The sequence below is a fragment of the Pseudomonas sp. FG36 genome (assembly GCF_057809275.1).
In genome coordinates, this window is record NZ_JBMDJQ010000029.1 from 24,209 (window position 1) to 46,635 (window position 22,427).

Annotated in this window: 12 protein-coding genes; 3 read left to right on the forward strand and 9 right to left on the reverse strand. The window is 66.4% G+C overall.

Translation table 11 applies throughout. The features are described 5' to 3' along the window. Nucleotides 1-2 precede the first annotated feature (2 nt). The 6 genes from ccoO (ACODS9_RS20080) to ccoN (ACODS9_RS20105) form a co-directional block, all read right to left on the reverse strand. Entirely contained in the window at nucleotides 3-611 is a 609-nt protein-coding gene (gene ccoO, locus ACODS9_RS20080) for a cytochrome-c oxidase, cbb3-type subunit II (RefSeq protein WP_023631369.1), read from the reverse strand. Beyond that, the gene (gene ccoN / locus ACODS9_RS20085; RefSeq protein ID WP_046856465.1) at nucleotides 611-2,053 is read right to left on the reverse strand and encodes a cytochrome-c oxidase, cbb3-type subunit I; all 1,443 of its coding nucleotides are present in this window, start codon (nucleotides 2,051-2,053) and stop codon (nucleotides 611-613) included. The genes ccoO (ACODS9_RS20080) and ccoN (ACODS9_RS20085) overlap by 1 nt, the downstream gene beginning before the upstream one ends. A 434-nt stretch (nucleotides 2,054-2,487) precedes the next feature. Beyond that, on the reverse strand, nucleotides 2,488-3,429 hold the full coding sequence (gene ccoP / locus ACODS9_RS20090) for a cytochrome-c oxidase, cbb3-type subunit III (protein ID WP_038705713.1): 942 nt from the start codon (nucleotides 3,427-3,429) through the stop codon (nucleotides 2,488-2,490). Next, nucleotides 3,426-3,620, reverse strand: a complete 195-nt coding sequence (locus ACODS9_RS20095; RefSeq protein WP_046856463.1) for a cbb3-type cytochrome oxidase subunit 3 — start codon at nucleotides 3,618-3,620, stop codon at nucleotides 3,426-3,428. The genes ccoP and ACODS9_RS20095 overlap by 4 nt, the downstream gene beginning before the upstream one ends. Before the next feature lie 5 nt (nucleotides 3,621-3,625). Continuing rightward, nucleotides 3,626-4,234 (reverse strand): cytochrome-c oxidase, cbb3-type subunit II, encoded by a 609-nt coding sequence (gene ccoO / locus ACODS9_RS20100; protein ID WP_038705714.1) that lies wholly within the window; start codon nucleotides 4,232-4,234, stop codon nucleotides 3,626-3,628. A gap of 13 nt (nucleotides 4,235-4,247) precedes the next feature. Continuing rightward, entirely contained in the window at nucleotides 4,248-5,672 is a 1,425-nt protein-coding gene (gene ccoN / locus ACODS9_RS20105) for a cytochrome-c oxidase, cbb3-type subunit I (RefSeq protein ID WP_046856461.1), read from the reverse strand. Between the two features lie 49 nt (nucleotides 5,673-5,721). Here ccoN (ACODS9_RS20105) and ACODS9_RS20110 point away from each other — a divergent pair, with 49 nt between their 5' ends. Next, nucleotides 5,722-6,414 carry an alpha/beta family hydrolase gene (locus ACODS9_RS20110; RefSeq protein WP_489094579.1) on the forward strand — a complete coding sequence of 231 codons (693 nt, stop codon included), beginning with the start codon at nucleotides 5,722-5,724 and terminating at the stop codon, nucleotides 6,412-6,414. Between the two features lie 143 nt (nucleotides 6,415-6,557). Here the strand turns inward: ACODS9_RS20110 and ppnP are convergent, their stop codons facing one another. Together ppnP and ACODS9_RS20120 are read right to left on the reverse strand one after the other, a co-directional pair. Next, the gene (gene ppnP / locus ACODS9_RS20115; protein ID WP_038705716.1) at nucleotides 6,558-6,842 is read right to left on the reverse strand and encodes a pyrimidine/purine nucleoside phosphorylase; all 285 of its coding nucleotides are present in this window, start codon (nucleotides 6,840-6,842) and stop codon (nucleotides 6,558-6,560) included. Nucleotides 6,843-6,914: 72 nt separating this feature from the next. Further along, nucleotides 6,915-7,466 (reverse strand): 3'-5' exonuclease, encoded by a 552-nt coding sequence (locus ACODS9_RS20120; protein WP_476258793.1) that lies wholly within the window; start codon nucleotides 7,464-7,466, stop codon nucleotides 6,915-6,917. A 184-nt stretch (nucleotides 7,467-7,650) separates the two neighbouring features. Between ACODS9_RS20120 and ACODS9_RS20125 the strand changes: the two genes are divergently transcribed. After that, nucleotides 7,651-8,451 (forward strand): substrate-binding periplasmic protein, encoded by an 801-nt coding sequence (locus ACODS9_RS20125; protein WP_367856632.1) that lies wholly within the window; start codon nucleotides 7,651-7,653, stop codon nucleotides 8,449-8,451. 126 nt (nucleotides 8,452-8,577) lie between these two features. Here the strand turns inward: ACODS9_RS20125 and ACODS9_RS20130 are convergent, their stop codons facing one another. Then, entirely contained in the window at nucleotides 8,578-9,105 is a 528-nt protein-coding gene (locus ACODS9_RS20130) for an RNA polymerase factor sigma-70 (RefSeq protein ID WP_046856458.1), read from the reverse strand. 319 nt (nucleotides 9,106-9,424) lie between these two features. Between ACODS9_RS20130 and ACODS9_RS20135 the strand changes: the two genes are divergently transcribed. Next, entirely contained in the window at nucleotides 9,425-22,372 is a 12,948-nt protein-coding gene (locus tag ACODS9_RS20135; RefSeq protein WP_489094580.1) for a non-ribosomal peptide synthetase, read from the forward strand. The last annotated feature ends 55 nt before the right edge of the window (nucleotides 22,373-22,427 follow it).

Genomic DNA, 22,427 nt, shown 5'->3' on the forward strand with positions numbered 1-22,427 from the left:
GGTCACCGTTTGCTCTTGATGAGGGTGCCAAGGCCTTGCAGGTACGCGACCAGGGCGTCCATCTCGGTCTTGCCCTTGACCGCGTCGGCGGCGCCGGCGATGTCTTCATCGGTGTAGGGGGTGCCCAGGGTGCGCAGCACTTCCATCTTCTTGGCGGTGTCCTTGCCGTCGAGCTTGTGCTCGACCAGCCACGGGTAGGACGGCATCTTCGACTCAGGCACCACGTTGCGCGGGTTGTACAGGTGCGCGCGGTGCCAGTCGTCCGAGTAGCGTCCGCCGACCCGGGCCAGGTCCGGGCCGGTGCGCTTGGAGCCCCACAGGAACGGGTGGTCCCAGACGCTTTCGCCGGCCACCGAGTAGTGGCCGTAGCGCTCGGTCTCGGCGCGGAACGGGCGGATCATCTGCGAGTGGCAACCGACGCAGCCTTCGCGGATGTAGATGTCGCGGCCTTCGAGCTCCAGCGCGGTGCGTGGCTTCATGCCCTCGACCGGCTTGTTGGTGACGTCCTGGAAGAACAGCGGGACGATCTGGGTCAGGCCGCCGACGCTGACGGCGATGACCATGAAGAAGGCCATCAGGCCAATGTTCTTCTCGACTGCTTCATGCTTCATCAGTGGGCTCCCACGACGACGATCTTGGTGGCTTCCTCAGCCTCCACCGGGTTGGCGGCGCGCACGGTGCGGTACACGTTGTAGGCCATCAGCAGCATGCCGGAGGCGAAGAACGCACCGCCCAGGGCGCGAACGATGAAGCCCGGGTGGCTGGCCTGCAGGGCTTCGACGAAGGAGTAGGTGAGGGTGCCGTCGTCGTTGATGGCGCGCCACATCAGGCCCTGGGTGATGCCGTTGACCCACATCGAGGCGATGTACAGCACGGTGCCGATGGTCGCCAGCCAGAAGTGCGCATTGATCAGCCCGACACTGTGCATCTGCTGGCGGCCGTAGAGTTTCGGGATCATGTGGTAGACCGCGCCGATCGAGATCATCGCCACCCAGCCGAGGGCGCCGGCATGGACGTGGCCGATGGTCCAGTCGGTGTAGTGCGACAGCGAGTTGACCGTCTTGATGGCCATCATCGGGCCTTCGAAGGTGGACATGCCGTAGAACGCCAGCGACACCACGAGGAAGCGCAGGATCGGGTCGGTGCGCAGCTTATGCCAGGCGCCGGACAGGGTCATCATGCCGTTGATCATGCCGCCCCAGCTTGGCGCCAGGAGAATGATCGACATCACCATGCCCAGCGACTGCGCCCAGTCCGGCAGCGCGGTGTAGTGCAGGTGGTGGGGGCCGGCCCAGATGTACAGGGTGATCAGTGCCCAGAAGTGCACGATCGACAGGCGATAGGAGTAGATCGGGCGTTCGGCCTGCTTGGGCACGAAGTAGTACATCATCCCCAGGAAGCCGGTGGTGAGGAAGAAGCCCACGGCGTTGTGGCCGTACCACCACTGGATCATCGCGTCGGTGGCCCCGGCGTAGGCCGAGTAGGACTTGAACAGGCTCACCGGCAGCGAGATGTGGTTGACGATGTGCAGCATCGCGGTGACCACGATGAAGGCGCCGTAGAACCAGTTGCCGACGTAGATGTGCTTGGTCTTGCGCTTGACGATGGTGCCGAAGAACACCAGGGCGTAGGTGACCCAGACGATGGCCAGCAGGATCGCCAGCGGCCATTCGAGCTCGGCGTATTCCTTGGTGGTGGTGAAGCCCATCGGCAGGGTGATCAGCGCGCCGACGATCACCGCCTGCCAGCCCCAGAAGGTGAAGGCGGCCATGCTGTCGGAGATCAGGCGGGTCTGGCAGGTGCGCTGCACCACGTAGTAGCTGGTGCCGAACAAGGCACAGCCACCGAAGGCGAAGATCACCAGGTTGGTGTGCAGCGGGCGCAGGCGGCCGAAGCTCGTCCATGGCAGGTCCAGGTTGAGCTGGGGCCATACCAGTTGCGAGGCGATGAAGACGCCGAGCCCCATGCCAAGGATCCCCCAGACCACCGTCATGATGGCGAACTGGCGGACGACCTTATAGTTATAAGCAGTCGGACTGATTGCAGTGCTCATTCTAAGGTTCCACGGTTTGGGTGTTCTTGTTGGTTGGTAAATCGGCGCCAGTATTGATAACCACCAGGGTTATGGCAACGCAAGTTATGTACGCCGACCCGTGTCCGGACCCTTTTCGCCACCGTCCCGTGGCGTTGGGGGCTGAACGATTGTACACAAATAAATATTTGTAATGTGTACCGTTTTCCATGTTTTTCTGATCGATCGGTCAAGCTTTTGTTTCTGGGACGGGCACGCAAGGCACATCCCAAAGCCGCAGGCTCGAGCGTCCAGGATCGGTGCGTGATGTCAGGCTGTGCACCACGTCTGTTCCGGTCGCTGCGAGCGGAGCCACTGTGGCAACAAGCTTAGTTGTGTTCGGAGGGGGTGCAAGGCGGGGAGGGTGGAGCGGGCCTGTGGGAGCGGTCTGGCTCCCACAGGGGTGTTGCGCTTGTTTACTTGGCGGTTACGGTTTCCGGCACTTCATCCTGCGACAGGCTGTAGACATAGGCCGCCAGCAGGTGGACCTTGTCATTGCCCTGGATATCCTGCTGCGCCGGCATCTGGCCCTGGCGGCCGTAACGGATGGTCTGTTGCAGCTGGGCGAAGCTCGAGCCGTAGATGAACGCCTGCGGGTGGGTCAGGTCGGGTGCGCCCATGGCTGGGGTGCCCTTGCCGGTGGGGCCGTGGCAGGCCACGCAGTTGCTGGCGAAGATCTCCTGGCCCTTGGCCGGGTCGGCCTTGACGCCTTCCGGCAGGCTGCGGCCATCGAGGTTGGTCAGCACGAACGCGGCGACATCCGCCACGCCCTGCTCGCCGATCACCGTGGCCCAGCCCGGCATCACGCCGTGGCGGCCGTTCATGATCGAGGCCTTGATGGTCTCTGGCTCGCCGCCCCAGCGCCAGTCCTTGTCGGTCAGGTTGGGGAAGCCGTACGAGCCCTTGGCATCGGAGCCGTGGCACACCGAGCAGTTGGAGGCGAACAGCCGGCTACCCATTTTCAGCGCCTGCGGATCCTTGGCCACTTCCTCCACCGGCATGGCGGCGTACTTGGCGAAGATCGGGCCGAACTTGGCGTCAGCCTTGTCCATTTCTTTCTGCCACTCATCCACCTGGGTCCAGCCGTTCTCGTAGCCGGGCAGGATGCCTTTCCAGTTGCCAAGGCCCGGGTAGAGGATCAGGTAACCGACCGAGAACACCAGGGTGCCGACGAACAGCCAGAACCACCATTTCGGCAGCGGGTTGTCGTACTCCTCGATGCCATCGAAGCTGTGGCCCATGGTCTGGTCGGTGGTGTCGCTGCTCTGGCCCTTGCGGGTGCCGAGCAGCAGCCAGGTCAGGCCGATCAGGCTGCCGATGGTCAGTACGCTGATGTACGTACTCCAGAAGGTGGTCATTGCCGGGTACTCCTCATTGCAGCAGGTTCCTGCCCGGCGGGGGGCAGGCGGTCGTCGACGAAGGGCAGCAGGCGCGCTTCGGCGAAATCACGGTCGCGGCGGCGGTTGAACACCCAGAGCGACAAGCCGATGAAGGCGATCATCACCAACAGGGTGCCCAGGCCGCGGATCATGCCGATGTCCATTTCCATCGCACTCACCTCTTGTTCTTGATCGCGGTGCCGAGCACCTGCAGGTAGGCGACCAGCGCGTCCATCTCGGTCTTGCCCTTGACGGCGTCCTTGGCCCCGGCGATGTCATCGTCGGTGTACGGCACGCCCAGGCTGCGCAGCACGCGCATCTTGACGTCGGTGTGGCTGTTGTCGACCTGCGAGGACACCAGCCACGGGTAGGACGGCATCTTCGACTCAGGCACCACGTTGCGCGGGTTGTACAGATGCGCGCGGTGCCAGTCGTCCGAGTAGCGCCCGCCGACCCGGGCCAGGTCCGGGCCGGTACGCTTGGAGCCCCACAGGAACGGGTGGTCCCAGACGCTTTCGCCGGCCACCGAGTAGTGGCCGTAGCGCTCGGTTTCGGCGCGGAACGGCCGCACCATCTGCGAGTGGCAGCCGACGCAGCCTTCGCGGATGTAGATGTCGCGGCCTTCGAGCTGCAGGGCGGTGTAGGGCTTCATGCCTTCGACCGGCTTGTTGGTGACGTCCTGGAAGAACAGCGGGACGATCTGGGTCAGGCCGCCGATGCTGACGGCGAACACCATCAGCAGGGCCATCAGGCCTATGTTTTTCTCAACGACTTCGTGTTTCATCAGGCTCTACTCCTCAAGCCAGCTGGGCATTGGCGGTGGCTTGCTCGACAGCCGGGGCACGCACGGTGCGCCAGGTGTTCCAGGCCATCAGGAACATGCCGCTGAGGAAGATCACGCCGCCGACGAAGCGCACGACGAAGCCTGGGTGGCTGGCCACCAGGGTTTCGACGAACGAGTAGGTCAGCGTGCCGTCGCTGTTGACCGCGCGCCACATCAGGCCCTGGGCGATGCCGTTGACCCACATCGAGGCGATGTAGAGCACGGTGCCGATGGTGGCCAGCCAGAAGTGCGCGTTGATCAGCCCGAGGCTGTACATGCGCTCCTTGCCGAACACTTTCGGAATGGTGTGGTACAGCGCGCCGATGGAGATCATCGCCACCCAGCCGAGCGCGCCGGCGTGGACGTGGCCGATGGTCCAGTCGGTGTAGTGGGACAGGGCGTTGACCGTCTTGATGGCCATCATCGGGCCTTCGAAGGTGGACATGCCGTAGAACGCCAGCGAGACGACCAGGAAGCGCAGGATCGGGTCGCTGCGCAGCTTATGCCAGGCGCCCGAGAGGGTCATCATGCCGTTGATCATGCCGCCCCAGCTCGGGGCCAGGAGGATCAGCGACATGATCATGCCCAGCGACTGCGCCCAGTCCGGCAGGGCGGTGTAGTGCAGGTGGTGCGGGCCTGCCCAGATGTACAGGGTGATCAGCGCCCAGAAGTGCACGATCGACAGGCGATACGAATACACCGGACGTTCGGCCTGCTTGGGCACGTAGTAGTACATCATCCCCAGGAAGCCGGCGGTCAGGAAGAAGCCCACGGCGTTGTGGCCGTACCACCACTGCACCATGGCATCGGTGGCGCCGGCGTACAGCGAGTAGGACTTGGTCAGGCTGACCGGTACTTCCAGGTTGTTGACGATATGCAGGATCGCCACGGTCAGGATGAAGGCGCCGAAGAACCAGTTGCCCACGTAGATGTGCTTGGTGTTGCGCTTCATCAGCGTACCGAAGAACACCACGGCATAGGCGACCCAGACGATGGTGATCAGGATGTCGATCGGCCACTCCAGTTCGGCGTATTCCTTGGTGCTGGTGTAGCCCAGCGGCAGGCTGATCGCCGCCAGCAGGATCACCAGTTGCCAGCCCCAGAAGGTGAACGCGGCCAGGCGCGGCGCGAACAGGGTGGTCTGGCAGGTGCGTTGCACCGAATAATACGAGGTGGCGAACAGGGCACAGCCGCCGAAGGCGAAGATCACCGCGTTGGTGTGCAAGGGTCGCAGGCGGCCGAAGCTGGTCCACGGCAGGTCAAGGTTGAAGGCGGGCCAGGCGAGCTGGGCGGCAATGAAGACGCCGAGCCCCATCCCGACGATGCCCCACACCACCGTCATGATGGCGAATTGGCGGACCACCTGGTAGTTGTAGGCGGTACTGCTGGTTGTGTTCATGTATGGGTTCCCATCCACGGTTATAGGCAGGCTAGACAGCGAGGCAAGCATGATTAATGGGCAAAGTGCCGGTATTGACGGGGATCAATGGGCGAAGATCGGAAATGTCCCAGGCTTGCGCTGCGATCCTCCGCAAATTCCGGCGGATCGCGGCGTTTGCGGCTGCCTGATCCTGGCCCACGGCGCCGGTGCGCCGATGGACAGCGGGTTCATGGAGGACATGGCGCAAAGGCTGGCGGGGCAAGGGGTAGGGGTGGTGCGCTTCGAGTTTCCCTACATGGCCGAACGGCGGTTGAATGGCGGCAAGCGGCCGCCCAATCCGCAGAAGGTGTTGCTGGAGTCGTGGCGGACTGTATACGAACAGGTGCGGCGTTTAGTCGCAGGGCCGTTGGCCATAGGTGGCAAGTCCATGGGAGGGCGCATGGCCAGCCTGTTGGCTGATGAACTGGGCGCCGATGCGCTGGTGTGCCTGGGGTATCCGTTCTATGCCGTTGGCAAGCCGGAGAAACCTCGCGTGGAGCATCTTGCAGGCCTGCGCACACGTACGCTGATCGTGCAGGGTGAGCGGGATGCCCTGGGCAATCGGGAAGCGGTCGAGGGGTATGTGCTATCGCCGGCGATCGAGGTGAGCTGGCTGGTGGCGGCGGACCATGATCTGAAGCCGCTGAAGGCGTCGGGGTTCAGCCACGAGCAGCATATGCAGGCGGCGGCGGAGCGGGTTGCGGCGTTTCTCAAGGTCTAGGCCGCTTGGGGCTGCTTTGCAGCCCATCGCCGCGGTTCGTCGCCACGACAAGCCGGCTCCCACCCCGACCACGCTGCCCTAAAGCCAAGCGCCGTCCCTGTGGGAGCCGGCTTGCCGGCGATGGGGCCGCTACAGCTTGGTGCTTAGTCGCGGTACTCGCACAGGTAGGCAGTGTCCACGGCCACCTTCAGTTGGAACTTGCTGTCGGCGGCCACGTTGAACTTGTCGCCAGCGTTGAAGGTTTCCCAGTTGTCGCTACCTGGCAGCTTCACGCTCAGGGCGCCGGAAACCACATGCATGATCTCGCGCTTGGCGGTGCCGAACTCGTATTCGCCCGGGGCCATCACGCCCACGGTGGCCGGACCTTCCTTGCCTTCGAAGGCGATCGACTTGACGGTGCCATCGAAGTACTCATTGACCTTGAACATCGGGCGACTCCTGAAAAAGCAATGAAAAAAGGCTGGCCAGTATGCCCAAGGCCCGCCCCAGCGTCATCTGTTTCAGGCCGTGCCCGGTGGCAGGCTCAAGGGCAGCAGGCGGGCGGTGTTGCGGGCATCTTCCAGGGCTCGGTGCTGCTGCCCGGAAAACTGCAGGCCGGCCAGTTGCAGGGCACTGTTCAGCCCCGCCGGGCGCTGCAGGTGGCGGGCCTTGGCGAAACGTTGCTTGAGGTTGATATGCGGCAGTTGCTCCAGCAGGCTGCGCACATGGTGCAGTTGCCACTCCTGCAGCAGTTGCTTGCGATCGTAGTCGCCCCAGCTGACCCACGCCTGCAACTGCGCCTGGTGCGGCTGCAGCCATTGTTCGAACTGGCGCCAGACCAGGTCGAATTTATCCGCGCCATCGACGTCGGCCTGGGTGATGTGGGTCAGTTCGCAGCAGAATGGCGTCAGTTGCGGCCGCCGCCTGGGGCGCACGAAACGCTGGAAGTGATCGACCTCGCGCCCTTCGCGGGTGACCAGGCTTGCGCCGATTTCAATGATTTCCATCTCCGTGACCGGCCAGCCGCCGTCGTCGGTGGTGGCTTCCAGGTCGATCACCAACCAGTGGCCCATGCCAGGCTCCCCTTCAATGCACAAAGGCCGGCGCGCTCATCTGAGCGGGCCGGCCGGTAGAGCGTAGCCAAAGTCGAGAGCCACGGCATCCCCTGGCACTTTGGCATATTCGGCGGTTGTGCCCATGTGGGAAAACGCCTAGTTTAGGCGCATTCAGGCCCCTACCCGTGATGAGTGTCTCGACTTGATCCCACTGCCCAGCGTCAAGATTTCCTCTTCCCTGCTGTTGTTCGTTGCGGTAGCGCTGGGTGGTGCGGCGCGGGCCGACGAGGTGCTGGAAGTGAAGATCGGGGCGGCGCACTTTCCCCCGTACACCGTGCGCCCCGAGCAGGGCGCCGACACCGGTTTGCTGCCGCAATTGGTCGAGGCGTTGAACCGTTTGCAGTCCCGGCACCGTTTCGTCCTGGTGCCCACCTCGATTCCTCGGCGCTTTGGCGACTTCCAGCAAGGCCGCACCGACATGGCGATCTTCGAGAACCCGCAGTGGGGCTGGCAGGAGATTGCCCACAAGACCGTGGACATGGGGCTGGAGGATGCCGAGGTGTTCGTCAGCCGTCAGCAGGCCGGGCGTGACCAGCACTACTTCGACGACCTCGAAGGCAAGCGCCTGGCGCTGTTCAATGGCTACCACTACGCCTTCGCCGATTTCAATCCGGACCCGGCCTGGTTGAAGAAACGCTACAGGGCGACCCTGACCTATTCCCATGACAGCAACCTGAACATGGTCGAGCGTGGGCGTGCCGACATCGCCCTGGTCACCCGTTCGTACCTCAGCGATTTCCTCAAGCGCAACCCGGACAGTGCCGGCCAGTTGCTGGCCTCGCAACGGGTCGACCAGGTCTACCATCACTACGCGCTACTGCGCCCAGGGGCGTCCATCAGCCCCGAGGCATTCGCCAGCCTGTTGCGCCAGCTGCGGGAAAACGGCGAACTGCTGCGGATCTTCCAGCCTTACCAGATCACCGTCGAAGCGCCGCACGACTAGGGTCAGTTCATACAGAGCCTAAATTTCGGCAAGGCCGTCGCGTATTCAGTATGGAGTGGGCAGGCTGTTGCAGTGCCCAAGGCAAACACGCCCCTGCTGGAGCGGGCTTGCCCCGCGATGACGGCCTCAGCCCAGGCGGCTGCTCTTGCGGCAATGGATCAGTGCATCGCGGATCATGAAGTTGACCAGCGTCGGCGAGACCCCCAGCTCCTTGGCGATGTCCTTCTGCGGCACGCCATGCAGGCGGTACATCTCGAAGGCGTAGCGGGTGCGTTTGGGCAGTTCGTCGAGGGCGTCGGCGATGTGTTCCAGAGTGGCAAGGTTGATGTGGGTAGCCTCAGGCGAGGCGTTCTGGATGACCACGTTCATCCCTTCCTCCTCGCTGCCGGAGTACCTGAGTTCCATGGCCTGCTTGCGGTAGTGATCGATGGCCAGGTTGCGCACGATCTGGAACAGGTAGCTGAGCTGGGCCTTGAACGATGAGGTGATCTGCGGGGCGGCGCTGAGCCTGAAGAAGGCGTCCTGCACCACATCCTCGGCGCGCGAGCGGCAGCCGGTGATGCGGGCTGCGATCTTGACCAGGATGCTGCGGTTGTCGACGAATGCCTGGAGTAATGGTGAATCGCACTTACTTGTGGATAGTTGTTCCGCCATGGAAATCACCTTGTCTCAGAGAGGAGAGGGAGCGCACCTCTTAAGGAGGCTTCCTACGACGTGCGACAAACTATTCGTAATGATAATGATTGTCAAATACGAAAGTTAATGAGTTTCTATCCATTTTGGTTCTAAGCTCCAGCCTGTGAAACGCTTCAACATTTGCCTCTGCGTCAAGCCTTTGCGGCCTTCCCGACGGCCCTAATTTCTTCCCCCGCCCATCCGTTCCCCTGTGTACATCTCGGCTGCCGAACACTGCCCGCCTGTCGTGCGCGGGCCAGTCAGGCGCGACTCACCCAGACACTGGCAGGAACATCCCATGACGGACGCCTTCGAACTCCCGCACTCGCTGGTCCAGGCCCTGGCGCAACGCGCCGCCCAGACCCCGGAGCGCATCGCCTTGCGCTTCCTCGCTGATGCGCCCGGCGAGCAGGCGGTGCTCAGTTACCGAGACCTCGACCAGCGCGCCCGGACCATTGCCGCGGCGTTGCAGGCCAGGGCCGGGTTTGGCGAGCGTGCCATCCTGTTGTTTCCCAGTGGGCCGGACTATGTCGCGGCTTTCTTCGGTTGCCTGTACGCCGGGGTGATCGCCGTGCCGGCCTACCCGCCGGAGTCTTCGCGCCAGCACCATCAGGAACGCCTGCTGTCGATCATCGACGACGCCGAGCCGCGCCTGCTGCTGACGGTAGAGGCGCTGTGTGACAGTTTGCAGGGCCTCGAAGCCCTGGCCGGCGCCAACGTCCCGGGCCTGCTGGCCGTGGACCGCCTGGATCCGCAGCTGGCCGCGCAGTGGCACGAGCCGGTGCTGGAAGGCAGCGACATCGCCTTCCTGCAATACACCTCCGGCTCCACCGCGCTGCCCAAGGGCGTGCAGGTCAGCCACGGCAACCTGGTGGCCAACGAACAGCTGATCCGTCACGGTTTCGGCATCGACCTGAACCCGGACGACGTGATCGTCAGTTGGCTGCCGCTGTACCACGACATGGGACTGATCGGCGGCCTGCTGCAGCCGATCTTCAGTGGCGTGCCTTGCGTGCTGATGTCGCCGGGCTATTTCCTCGCCCGGCCATTGCGCTGGTTGCAGGCGATCAGCGAGTACGGCGGCACCATCAGTGGCGGCCCGGACTTCGCCTATCGGCTGTGCAGCGAGCGGGTCAGCGAGGCCGCGCTCGCCGGCCTGGACCTGAGCCGCTGGCGCGTGGCCTATTCGGGGTCCGAGCCGATCCGTCAGGACAGTCTCGATACCTTCGCTGAAAAGTTTGCCGCCTGCGGCTTCACCGCCAGCAGCTTCTTCGCCAGCTATGGCCTGGCCGAGGCCACCCTGTTCGTCAGCGGCAGCCGCCGTGGCCAGGGTATCGGCGCGCTGGAACTGGATGCCGAGGCCTTCGCCGCCAACCGCGCCGAGCCCGGCCAGGGCAGCGTGCTGATGAGCTGCGGCTACCCGCAGCCGGGCCACGCGGTGTGCATTGTCGACCCGCAGCGCCTGGAGGTGCTGGAGGACAACCGGGTCGGCGAGATCTGGGCCGGCGGCCCGAGCATCGCCCTGGGTTACTGGCGCAACCCCGAGGCCAGTGCCCGGACCTTTGTCGAGCGTGATGGCCAGACCTGGCTGCGCACCGGCGATCTCGGCTTCATGCGCGATGGCGAGGTGTTCGTCACCGGGCGCCTGAAGGACATGCTTATCGTCCGTGGCCAGAATATCTACCCGCAAGACCTGGAAAAGACTCTGGAGCGTGAGGTCGATGTGCTGCGCAAGGGCCGGGTGGCGGTGTTCGCCGTCGACGACCAGGGCGAGGAGGGCATCGGCGTGGCGGTGGAGATCAGCCGCAATGTGCAGAAGGCGCACACGCCCGAGGCGCTGATCAATACCCTGCGCCGGGTCATTGCCGATGCCTGTCGCCAGGCGCCGGCCGTGGTGTTGCTGCTCAACCCGGGCGCCTTGCCCAAGACCTCCAGCGGCAAGCTGCAGCGCTCGGCCTGCCGCCTGCGCATGAACGACGGCAGTCTGGATATCTATGCGCGGTTCCCGACGGCGCAAACGGCGCAGGGCAATGGCGTGGCCGGTGACGACCTGCAGGCACGGATCGCGGGTATCTGGTGTGAGCTGCTCAAAGTCGAGGCGGTGGCGGCGGACGACCACTTCCTGCTGCTGGGCGGCAACTCCATCGCCGCCACCCAGGTGACTGCGCGCCTGGGCGACGAACTGGGCATCCAGCTCAGCCTGCGCACCCTGTTCGAAGCACCGACCTTGGCCGAATACAGCGCCGCCGTGGCGGCCGTCCTCGCCGAAGGTGGCAGCGCCGCCGGCATCATCGAAACCCAGGCTCGCGACCAGGCCCTGCAGCAGTCGCTGGCACAGAACCGCCTGTGGCTGTTGTGGCAGCTGGAGCCGCAGTCCGCCGCCTACAACATCCCCGCCGGCCTGCACCTGCGCGGCGAGCTGGATGTCGCGGCGCTGCAGGCCAGCTTCCAGGCCCTGGTGGCACGCCATGAATCCCTGCGCACGCTGTTCGACGAAGTCGACGGCCAGGCCGTGCAACGCATCCTGCCGAGCCAGGCGTTCACCCTGCGTCATCTGGACCTCGAAGGGCAGTCTCCCGCCGAGGTGGCCGCGCGCCGCGAGGATGAGGCGCAGCAGCCGTTCGATCTGCGCCAGGGCCCGCTCCTGCGGGTGACCCTGGCCCGTCTGGACGACGAAGAGCACCAGCTGTGGGTGACCCTGCACCACATCGTCGCCGACGGCTGGTCGCTGAACATCCTGCTGGATGAGTTCGCCCGTCTGTATGCCGCCCAGGACCAGGCCGTGCAACTGCCCGAACTGACGCTGGGCTACGCCGACTACGGCCAGTGGCAGCGCCAGTGGCTGGCCGACGGCGAAAGCGCCCGCCAGCTCGACTACTGGAAGAACAAGCTGGGTGACGAACTGCCGGTGCTCGACCTGTGCACCGATCAGCCCCGCGCCAGCCAGCAGCACACCCGCGCCGCGCGCCACAGCCTCAAGGTACCTGCGGCACTGACCAGCGCCCTCAAGGACCTGGCCCGCGAGCAGCAGGCCAGCCTGTTCATGGTCCTGCTGGCCGGCTGGCAGGCCGTGCTGCACCGCTACAGCGGCCAGGGCGACATCCGTGTCGGCGTGCCCAACGCCAACCGCCCGCGCCTGGAAACCCAGGGCATGGTCGGCTTCTTCATCAACACTCAGGTGCTGCGCGCCGAGCTCGACGGCCGCCTGCCGTTCGCCGGGCTGCTGGCCCAGGCGCGCCAGGTCACCCTGGAGGCCCAGGCCCATCAGGACCTGCCGTTCGAGCAGTTGCTCGAGGCGCTGCCGCAGGCCCGTGAACAAGGCCTGTTCCAGGTCATGTTCAACCACCAGCAACGCGACCTGTCGGCCTTGCGCCGCCTGCCCGGCCTGCTCGCCGAAGAACTGCCCTGGCACAGCCGCGAAGCCAAGTTCGACCTGCAGTTGCACAGCGAGGAAGACCACCAGGGCCGCCTGACGCTGGCCTTCGACTACGCCGCCGGGTTGTTTGAGGCGGCCACCGTCAAGCGCCTGGCCAGCCATCTGCTGGCCTTGCTCGAGCAGGTCTGCGCCGAGCCGCAGTTGCCCCTCGGCGAAGTGCGCCTGCTCGACGAGCACAGCCAGACGCAACTGCTCGAGTGGGGCCAGGCGCCCATGGCGAGCGCGCCGCGCCTGCTGGTCGAGCAACTCAACGAACAGGCGCGCCTGAGCCCCGAGCGCACCGCGCTGGTGTGGGAGGGCGGTCAGCTTGGCTATGCCGAGCTGCACCAGCAGGCCAACCGCCTGGCGCACTACCTGCGCGACAAGGGCGTCGGTCCCGACACTTGCGTGGCGATTGCCCTGGAGCGTTCGCCGCAGCTGCTGGTCGGCCTGCTGGCCATTCTCAAGGCCGGTGGCGCCTACGTGCCGCTGGACACCGACTACCCGGCCGAGCGCCTGGCCTACATGCTCGGTGATTGCCAGGCCGGCCTGCTGCTCAGCCACAGCAGCCTGCTCGACAAACTGCCGCAGGTCGAAGGCGTGAGCGCCATCGCCCTCGACCAGTTGCACCTGGACAGCTGGCCAAGCCAGGCCCCCGGCCTGCACCTGCACGGCGACAACCTCGCCTATGTGATCTACACCTCCGGTTCCACCGGGCAGCCCAAGGGCGTGGGCAACACCCATGCCGCGCTGGCCGAGCGCCTGCAGTGGATGCAGGCCAGCTATGCGCTGGATGACAGCGACGTGCTGATGCAGAAGGCGCCGATCAGCTTCGACGTGTCGGTGTGGGAGTGCTTCTGGCCGCTGGTCACCGGTTGCAAGCTGGTTTTGGCCGGCCCGGGCGAACATCGCGATCCGCAGCGCATCGCCCAGCTGATCCAGCAACATGCGGTGACCACGCTGCACTTCGTGCCGCCGTTGCTGCAGGTGTTCGTCCAGGAGCCGTTGGCCGCCGGCTGCACCAGTCTGCGCCGGTTGTTCTCCGGTGGCGAGGCGTTGTCCGCCGCCTTGCGTGACCGCGTGCTGCAACTGCTGCCACAGGTGCAACTGCACAACCGCTACGGCCCGACCGAAACCGCGATCAACGTCACCCACTGGCACTGCCAGGCGAATGACGGCGAGCGCTCGCCCATCGGCCGCCCGCTAGGCAACGTGCTGTGCCGGGTGCTGGACGATGAGTTCGAGTTGACCGCGCCGGGCGTGCCCGGCGAGCTGTGCCTGGGGGGCGCGGGCCTGGCCCGCGGCTACCTCGGCCGCCCGGGGCTGACCGCTGAGCGCTTCGTGCCGCAGCCCGATGGCGACGGCGCACGGCTGTACCGCAGCGGCGACCGCGCCCGCTGGCACATGCCGAGCCAGGCCCTGGAGTACCTCGGGCGCCTCGACCAGCAGGTCAAGGTGCGCGGCTTCCGCGTCGAGCCGGAGGAGGTGCAGGCGGTGCTGCTGGCCGAGCCGGGTGTCGCCCAGGCACTGGTGCTGATCCACAAGGATGCCGTCGGTGCCCAGCTGGTGGGCTATTACAGCGGTGTCGAGCAGACCGAGGCGCTGCTGGCCGCTCTGGCCGAGCGCCTGCCGGCCTACATGGTGCCGGCACAACTCATCCATCTTGCGCAGATGCCCCTGGGACCGAGCGGCAAGGTCGATCGCAAGGCGCTGCCGGCACCGGTCTGGCAGCAACGTGAACATGTCGAGCCGCAAAGCGCGTTGCAACAACAGGTCGCGGCGATCTGGCGCGAGGTGCTGGGCCGGCCGCAGGTTGGCTTGCAGGATGACTTCTTCGCCCTCGGCGGCCACTCGTTGCTGGCCACCCAGATCGTCTCGCGCACCCGCCAGGCGCTGGATGTCGAGTTGCCGCTCAAGGCCTTGTTCGAAGCCAGCGAGCTGGGTGCGTTCTGCGCCGAGATTGCCCGTCTGCAGGGCTGCGGCGCACGCAACCTGCAAGGCACCATCGCCCGCGTCGACCGCCGCCAGGCCGTGCCGCTGTCGTACTCGCAGCAGCGCATGTGGTTCCTCTGGCAGATGGATCCGCACAGCCCCGCCTACAACGTCGGTGGCATGGCGCGTCTCCAGGGCCTGCTGCATGTAGACGCCTTCGAGCGCGCCCTGCAGGCGCTGATCGTGCGTCACGAAACCCTGCGCACCACCTTCCCCAGCATCGACGGCAAGCCTTACCAGTGCGTGGCCGATGACAGCCACGTGCAACTGCACTGGCATGACTTCAGCACCCTGGCCGACGAGGCCCGCCAGCAACGCCTGCAACAACTGGCCGATGACCAGGCGCACCAGCCGTTCGACCTGGAGCGCGGTCCGCTGTTGCGCGCCTGCCTGGTCAAGGCCGGCGAGCGCGAGCACTACTTCGTCCTGACCCTGCACCATATCGTCACCGAAGGCTGGGCCATGGACATCTTCGCCCGCGAACTGGGCGAGCTGTACGAGGCCTTCGTCGACGAGCGCGAGTCGCCGCTGGCGCCGCTGCCGGTGCAGTACCTCGATTACAGCGTGTGGCAGCGCCAGTGGCTGGAAAGCGGCGAGGGCGATCGCCAGCTGGCCTACTGGAAGGACCGCCTGGGCGATGAGCACCCGGTGCTGGCGCTGCCCGCCGACCGCCCACGCCCGGCGGTGCAGAGCCACCGCGGCGAGCTGTACCGCTTCGACCTGGATCCGGCGCTAGTCAAGCGCGTGCACGCCTTCAACAGCCAGCGCGGCCTGACCCTGTTCATGACCATGACCGCCACCCTGGCCGCGTTGCTGCACCGCTACAGCGGCCAGCGCGACCTGCGCATCGGCGCGCCGGTGGCCAACCGCATCCGCCCGGAAAGCGAGGGGCTGATCGGCGCCTTCCTCAACACCCAGGTGCTGCGTTGCGAACTGGACGGGCAGATGAGCGCCGGCGCGTTGCTCGACCAGGTGCGCCAGACCATCATCGATGGCCAGTCGCACCAGGACCTGCCGTTCGAGCAACTGGTCGAGGCCTTGCAGCCGCCGCGCTCGAGCGCCTACAACCCGCTGTTCCAGGTGATGTGCAACGTGCAGCGCTGGGCCTTCCAGCAGAGCCGTGAACTGGTGGGCATGCAGGTGGACTACCTGGTCAACGATGCCAGCGCCACCAAGTTCGACCTGTACCTGGAGGTCACCGACCTCGACGGCCGCCTGGGCTGCTGCTTCACCTACAGCCGCGACCTGTTCGATGAGCCGCGCATCGCGCGCATGGCCGAGCACTGGCAGCAGTTGCTGGTGGCGCTGATCGACGATCCGCAGCAGCGCCTGTGCGAACTGCCGATGCTGGCTGAAGCCGAGCAGCAGGTGCTGATCGGCCAGCTGCAGGGCGAGCAGGACTTCGCGCTGGACCAGACGCTGCACGGGCTGTTCGCCGCCCAGGCTGAGCGGACCCCGCAGGCCCTGGCCCTGACCTTTGCCGGCCAGCACCTGAGCTACGCCGAGCTCGACCAGCAGGCCAACCGCCTGGCCCGCGCCCTGCGCGAGCGCGGCGTCGGCCCGCAGGTGCGGGTTGGCCTGGCGCTGGAGCGATCGCTGGAGATGGTGGTCGGCCTGATGGCCATCCTCAAGGCCGGTGGAGCCTACGTGCCGCTGGACCCGGAATACCCGCTCGACCGCCTGCGCTACATGATCGAGGACAGCCGCCTGGGCCTTCTGATCGGCCAACGGGCGTTGCTCGACACCCTGGGCGAACTGCCGCCGGGCGTTGCCCGCTGGAGCCTAGAGGACGATGCCGCGAGCCTGTCCGCCTACAGCGACGCTGCCCTGGACAACCTCAACCTGCCGCAGCACCAGGCCTACCTGATCTACACCTCCGGCTCCACCGGCAAGCCCAAGGGCGTGGTGGTCAGCCATGGCGAGATCGCCATGCACTGCAAGGCGGTGATCGCGGAGTTCGGCATGCGCAGCGACGACTGCGAGCTGCATTTCTATTCGATCAATTTCGACGCCGCTAGCGAGCGCCTGCTGGTGCCGCTACTGTGCGGCGCCCGCGTGGTGCTGCGTGCCCAAGGGCAGTGGGGCGCCGAGGAAATCTGCCAGCTGGTGCGCGAGCAGCAAGTCAGCGTGCTCGGTTTCACCCCGAGCTACGGCAGCCAGCTGGCCCAGTACCTGGCCGGGCAGGGCGAGCAATTGCCGGTGCGCCTGGTGATCACCGGTGGCGAGGCGCTGACCGGGGAGCACCTGCAACGCATCCGCCAGGCCTTTGCGCCGCAGCAGTTCTTCAACGCCTACGGCCCGACTGAAACGGTGGTGATGCCACTGGCCTGCCTGGCGCCGGAGCAGATACCGGTCGACGCCGGCAGCGTGCCGATCGGCCGGGTCATCGGTGCCCGCACCGCCTATATCCTTGACGAGGACCTGGCGCTGCTGCCGCAAGGTGGCATCGGTGAACTGTACGTCGGCGGTGCCGGCCTGGCCCAGGGCTACCACGACCGTCCGGGCCTGAGCGCCGAGCGTTTCGTCGCCGACCCGTTCAGCCATGCCGGCGGTCGCCTGTACCGTACCGGCGATCTGGTGCGCCTGCGCGCCGATGGCCTGGTGGAGTATGTCGGGCGGGCCGACCAGCAGGTGAAAATCCGTGGCTTCCGTATCGAGCTGGGCGAGATCGAGAGTCGCCTGCAGGAGCACGCCGACGTCGAGGAGGCGGTGGTCCTGGCCCTCGATCTGCCGGGTGGCAAGCAGCTGGTGGGCTACCTGGTGTGCCCACAGGCCAGCGCCGACGGCGAGGCCCAGGCCCTGCTGCGCGAGGCGGTCAAGGCCGATGCCCGCCAGCACCTGCCCGACTACATGGTGCCGGCGCACCTGGTGCTGCTCGACAGCCTGCCGCTGATGGGCAACGGCAAGCTCGACCGCCGCGCGTTGCCGGCCCCGGATCTGGAGCAGGCTCGCCAGCATTACCAGGCCCCGGCCAACGAGCTGGAAGGGCAGCTGGCGCAGATCTGGCGCGAGGTGCTCAACCTGCCGCGCATCGGCGTGCAGGACAACTTCTTCGAACTGGGCGGCGACTCGATCCTGTCGATCCAGGTGGTCAGCCGTGCCCGTCAGCTGGGGCTGCAATTCACCCCGCGTGACCTGTTCCAGCACCAGACCATCCAGACCCTGGCGGCAGTGGTGACCCGCAGCGAGGCGCCGAGCGCAATCGAGCAGGGCGCACGTCAGGGCAGCGCCGGCCTGACGCCGATCCAGCACTGGTTCTTCGACAGCGAAGTGCCGCAGCCGCAACACTGGAACCAGGCGGTGCTGCTGCAGGCGCGCCAGCCGTTGCAGGCCGAAGCGCTGGAGCGGGCTTTGGCCGCGCTGGTGCAACACCACGACAGCCTGCGCCTGCGCTTTAGCCAGGCCAACGGCCGCTGGCAGGCCGAGTACGCCCAGCCGAGCTCCCAGCCATTGCTGTGGACCGCGACGGTGAGTGATTTCGAGGACTGCCAGGCGCTGTATACCGATGTGCAGCGCAGCCTCGACCTTGCCGAGGGGCCGCTGCTGCGCGCCTTGCTGGTCAGCGATGACCAGGGCGTCCAGCGTCTGCTGCTGGCGATCCATCACCTGGTGGTCGATGGCGTGTCCTGGCGCGTCCTGCTGGAAGACCTGCAGGCGCTGTACCGCGGTGAAACCCTGGCCGCCAAGACCCACGCCATGGGCGACTGGGCGGCGCGCCTGGCCAGCTATGCCGGCAGCGATTCGCTGCGCGACGAGCTGGGCTGGTGGGAAGCGCAACTGGGCAACGCCCGTCGCGAACTGCCCTGCGATCATCCCCAGGGCGGCAACCTGCACCGCCATGCCCGCAGCCTTGCCATCGACCTGAACGTGGAACAGACCCGCCAACTGCTGCAACAGGCGCCGGCGGCCTACCACACCCAGGTCAACGATCTGCTGCTGACTGCCCTGGCGCGCACACTGTGCCACTGGAGCGGCGACGAGCAGGTGCTGGTGCAGCTGGAAGGCCATGGCCGCGATGGTCTGTTCGAGGACATGGACCTGACCCGCAGCGTCGGCTGGTTCACCAACGCCTACCCACTCAGCCTGAGCCCCGTAATGGTCGAGGGCGAAGTTGGCCGCGCCGCGTCGATCAAGCGCATCAAGGAACAACTGCGCCAGGTGCCGCACAAAGGCCAGGGTTACGGTGTGCTGCGCTACCTGGCCGACGAGGCCGGGCGTGAGCGCATGGCCGCCTTGCCCCAGGCCCGGATCACCTTCAACTACCTCGGCCAGTTCGACCAGCAGTTCGACCAGGCGGCACTGTTCCAGCCGCTGGACGCCCCGGCGGGCCTGGCCCATGACCTGGATGCGCCGCTGCCGAACTGGCTGAGCGTCGATGGCCAGGTCTACGGCGGCGCGCTGCAACTGCGCTGGAGCTTCAGCGCCGAGCGCTATGACGAGGCGACCATCGCCCGTCTGGCCGAGGCATATCGCCAGGAGCTGCTGGCCCTGGTCGCCCACTGCCTGGCGGACGGCAACGGCAGCTTCACCCCCTCGGACTTCCCCCTGGCGCAACTGACCCAGGAGCAGATCGACACGCTGCCGATCCCGGCCGCCGAGATCGAGGACGTCTACCCGCTGACGCCGATGCAGGAAGGCCTGCTGCTGCACACCCTGCTAGAGCCGGGCACCGGCATCTACTACATGCAGGACCGCTACCGCATCAACAGCGCCCTCGACCCCGAGCGCTTCGCCCAGGCCTGGCAGGCGGTGGTGGCGCGCCACGAGGCGTTGCGCGCCTCGTTCAGCTGGAACGCCGGCGAAGCGATGCTGCAGATCATCCACAAACCCGGCAAGACCGCGGTGGACTACCAGGACTGGCGCGGCCTTGACGAGCACGCCCAGGAAGCGCGCCTGCAAGCGCTGCACAAGGAGGAGCGCGAGGCCGGCTTCGAGCTGCTGCGCGAAGCACCGTTCCACCTGCGCCTGGTGCGCGTGGACGATGCGCGTTACTGGTTCATGATGAGCAACCACCACATCCTCATCGATGCCTGGTGCCGCTCGCTGCTGATGAACGACTTCTTCGAGATCTACCAGGCCCTGGGCGAAGGGCGCCAGGCCCAGTTGCCGGTGCCGCCGCGCTACCGCGACTACATCGGCTGGCTGCAGCGCCAGGACCTCGACGAGGCGCGCCAGTGGTGGCAGGCCAACCTGGCCGGCTTCGAGCGCGCCACGGCGATCCCCAGCGACCGTCCGCTACGCCATGACCACGCCGGTGACGGCATGGTCGTGGGTGACTGCTACACCCGCCTGCAAGTGAGCGAGGGCGCCCGCCTGCGTGAACTGGCCCAGGCCCACCAGCTGACGGTCAACACCTTCGCCCAGGCGGCCTGGGCCTTGACCCTGGCGCGCTACAGCGGCGATCGCGACGTGGTGTTCGGCGTCACCGTGGCCGGGCGCCCGGTGAGCATGCCGCAGATGCAGCGTACGGTCGGCCTGTTCATCAACAGCATCGCCCTGCGCGTGCAGTTGCCGCAGCCGGGCGAGCGCAGCAGCGTGCGCCAGTGGCTGCAGGGCTTGCTCGATCGCAACATGCAGTTGCGTGAATACGAGTACCTGCCGCTGGTGGCGATCCAGGAATGCAGCGAACTGCCCAAGGGCCAGCCGCTGTTCGACAGCCTGTTCGTGTTCGAGAACGCCCCGGTGGAAACGGCGGTGCTCGACCACGCCCAGCACCTGGACGCCAGCTCCGACTCGGGCCGGACCCACACCAACTTCCCGCTGACCGCGGTGTGCTACCCGGGCGATGACCTGGGCCTGCACCTGTCGTTCGACCAGCGCTACTTCGACTACCCGACCGTCGAGCGCCTGCTCGCCGAATTCAAGCGCCTGCTGCTGGCGCTGGTCGAGGGCTTCGAGGGCGAGGTAGGCGAGCTGCCGCTGCTGGGGGCCGACGAACAACGTTTCCTGCTCGAGGACTGCAACCGCACCGAGCATGCCTATGCGCTGGAGCAGAGCTACGTCGAGCTGTTCGAGGCGCGGGTGGCCGCGCATCCGCAGCGCACCGTCGCTCGTTGCGAGGCGGCCGCTTACGACTATGCGGGCCTGAACGTGGCGGCCAACCGGCTGGGTCATGCCTTGGTCGCGGCTGGCGTGGCCATCGACCAACCGGTGGCGCTGCTGGCCGAGCGCGGCCTGGCGCTGCTGGGCATGATCGTCGGCAGCTTCAAGGCCGGCGCCGGCTACCTGCCGCTGGATCCGGGCCTGCCGGCGGCGCGCCTGCAACGCATCGTCGAGCTGAGCCGCACGCCAGTGCTGGTGTGCAGCGCGGCCTGCGCCGAGCAGGCGCGCCAGCTGCTCGATGAAGTAGCGGGCGCGGCGCGGCCGAAGCTGCTGGTCTGGGAAGACGTGCAGGCAAGCAACGTGGCCAGCCACAACCTTGGCATCCACAGCGCTCCGGACAACCTTGCCTACGTGATCTACACCTCCGGCTCCACCGGCTTGCCCAAGGGCGTGATGGTCGAGCAGCGCGGCATGCTCAACAACCAGCTGAGCAAGGTGCCGTACCTGGCCCTGGACGAGCAGGACGTGATTGCCCAGACCGCCTCGCAGAGCTTTGACATCTCGGTGTGGCAGTTCCTCGCCGCGCCGCTGTTCGGGGCCCGCGTGGAGATCGTGCCGAACGCCATCGCCCATGATCCGCAAGGCCTGCTGAGCCATGTGCAGGCCACCGGCATCACCGTGCTGGAGAGTGTGCCGTCGCTGATCCAGGGCATGCTGGCCAACGATCACCAGGCCCTCGATGGGCTGCGCTGGATGCTGCCGACCGGCGAGGCCATGCCGCCCGAGCTGGCCGCCCAGTGGCTGCAGCGCTACCCGGCCATCGGCCTGGTCAACGCCTACGGCCCGGCGGAGTGCTCGGACGACGTGGCGTTCTTCCGCGTCGATGCCGCCTCGACCCAGGGCAGCTACCTGCCGATCGGCACGCCGACCGACAACAACCGCCTGTACCTGCTCGGCGAGGACCAGACCCTGGTGCCGCTGGGCGCGGTGGGCGAGCTGTGCGTCGCCGGTACCGGTGTGGGCCGTGGCTATGTCGGCGACCCGCTGCGCACGGCGCAGGCGTTCATCCCGCACCCGTACGGTGCGCCTGGTGAGCGCCTGTACCGCACCGGCGACCTGGCGCGGCGCCGTCCGGATGGCGTGCTGGAGTACGTCGGTCGTATCGACCATCAGGTGAAGATCCGTGGCTACCGCATCGAGCTGGGCGAGATCGAGGCGCGCCTGCACGAACAGCCGGAGCTGCGCGATGCCGCGGTGGGCGTGCAGGAGGGCGTCAACGGCAAGCATCTGGTCGGCTACCTGGTGGCGCACCAGGGCGTCAGTGCCGACGCCGCGCTGCTCGACCAGCTCAAGCAGCGCCTGCGCGCCGAGTTGCCGGAGTACATGGTGCCGCTGCACTGGGGCTGGTTCGACAGCCTGCCGCACAACGCCAACGGCAAGCTTGACCGCAAGGCGCTGCCGGCCATCGATATCGGTGGCCAGCACAGCCAGGCCTACCTGGCACCGCGCAACGAGCTTGAAGAGACCCTCGCCGGGATCTGGGCCGATGTGCTCAAGGCCGAGCGGGTGGGTGTGCGCGACAACTTCTTCGAGCTGGGCGGGCATTCGCTGCTGGCAACGCAGATCGCCTCGCGGGTACAGAAGGCCCTGCAGTTGAACGTGCCGTTGCGGGCGATGTTCGAGTGCAGCACGGTGGAAGAGCTGGCGGACTATGTGCGCGGGCTGCAGGACAGCGCGCTGGATGACGCCAAGGTCGATCGGCTGAGCGACCTGATGGCGGAGCTGGAGGCGTTGTAACGGTCATCGCGGGGCAAGTCGCATCGGCTCTGTGCCGCTTGCCCCGCGATGGTTT

Bases quoted from the DNA above. Each gene is read 5' to 3' on its own strand.
- ccoO (WP_023631369.1), bottom strand. From the start codon at position 611: ATGAAGCATGAAGCAGTCGAGAAGAACATTGGCCTGATGGCCTTCTTC.
- ccoN (WP_046856465.1), bottom strand. From the start codon at position 2,053: ATGAGCACTGCAATCAGTCCGACTGCTTATAACTATAAGGTCGTCCGC.
- ccoP (WP_038705713.1), bottom strand. From the start codon at position 3,429: ATGACCACCTTCTGGAGTACGTACATCAGCGTACTGACCATCGGCAGC.
- ACODS9_RS20095 (WP_046856463.1), bottom strand. From the start codon at position 3,620: ATGGAAATGGACATCGGCATGATCCGCGGCCTGGGCACCCTGTTGGTG.
- ccoO (WP_038705714.1), bottom strand. From the start codon at position 4,234: ATGAAACACGAAGTCGTTGAGAAAAACATAGGCCTGATGGCCCTGCTG.
- ccoN (WP_046856461.1), bottom strand. From the start codon at position 5,672: ATGAACACAACCAGCAGTACCGCCTACAACTACCAGGTGGTCCGCCAA.
- ACODS9_RS20110 (WP_489094579.1), top strand. From the start codon at position 5,722: ATGATTAATGGGCAAAGTGCCGGTATTGACGGGGATCAATGGGCGAAG.
- ppnP (WP_038705716.1), bottom strand. From the start codon at position 6,842: ATGTTCAAGGTCAATGAGTACTTCGATGGCACCGTCAAGTCGATCGCC.
- ACODS9_RS20120 (WP_476258793.1), bottom strand. From the start codon at position 7,466: ATGGGCCACTGGTTGGTGATCGACCTGGAAGCCACCACCGACGACGGC.
- ACODS9_RS20130 (WP_046856458.1), bottom strand. From the start codon at position 9,105: ATGGCGGAACAACTATCCACAAGTAAGTGCGATTCACCATTACTCCAG.
- ACODS9_RS20135 (WP_489094580.1), top strand. From the start codon at position 9,425: ATGACGGACGCCTTCGAACTCCCGCACTCGCTGGTCCAGGCCCTGGCG.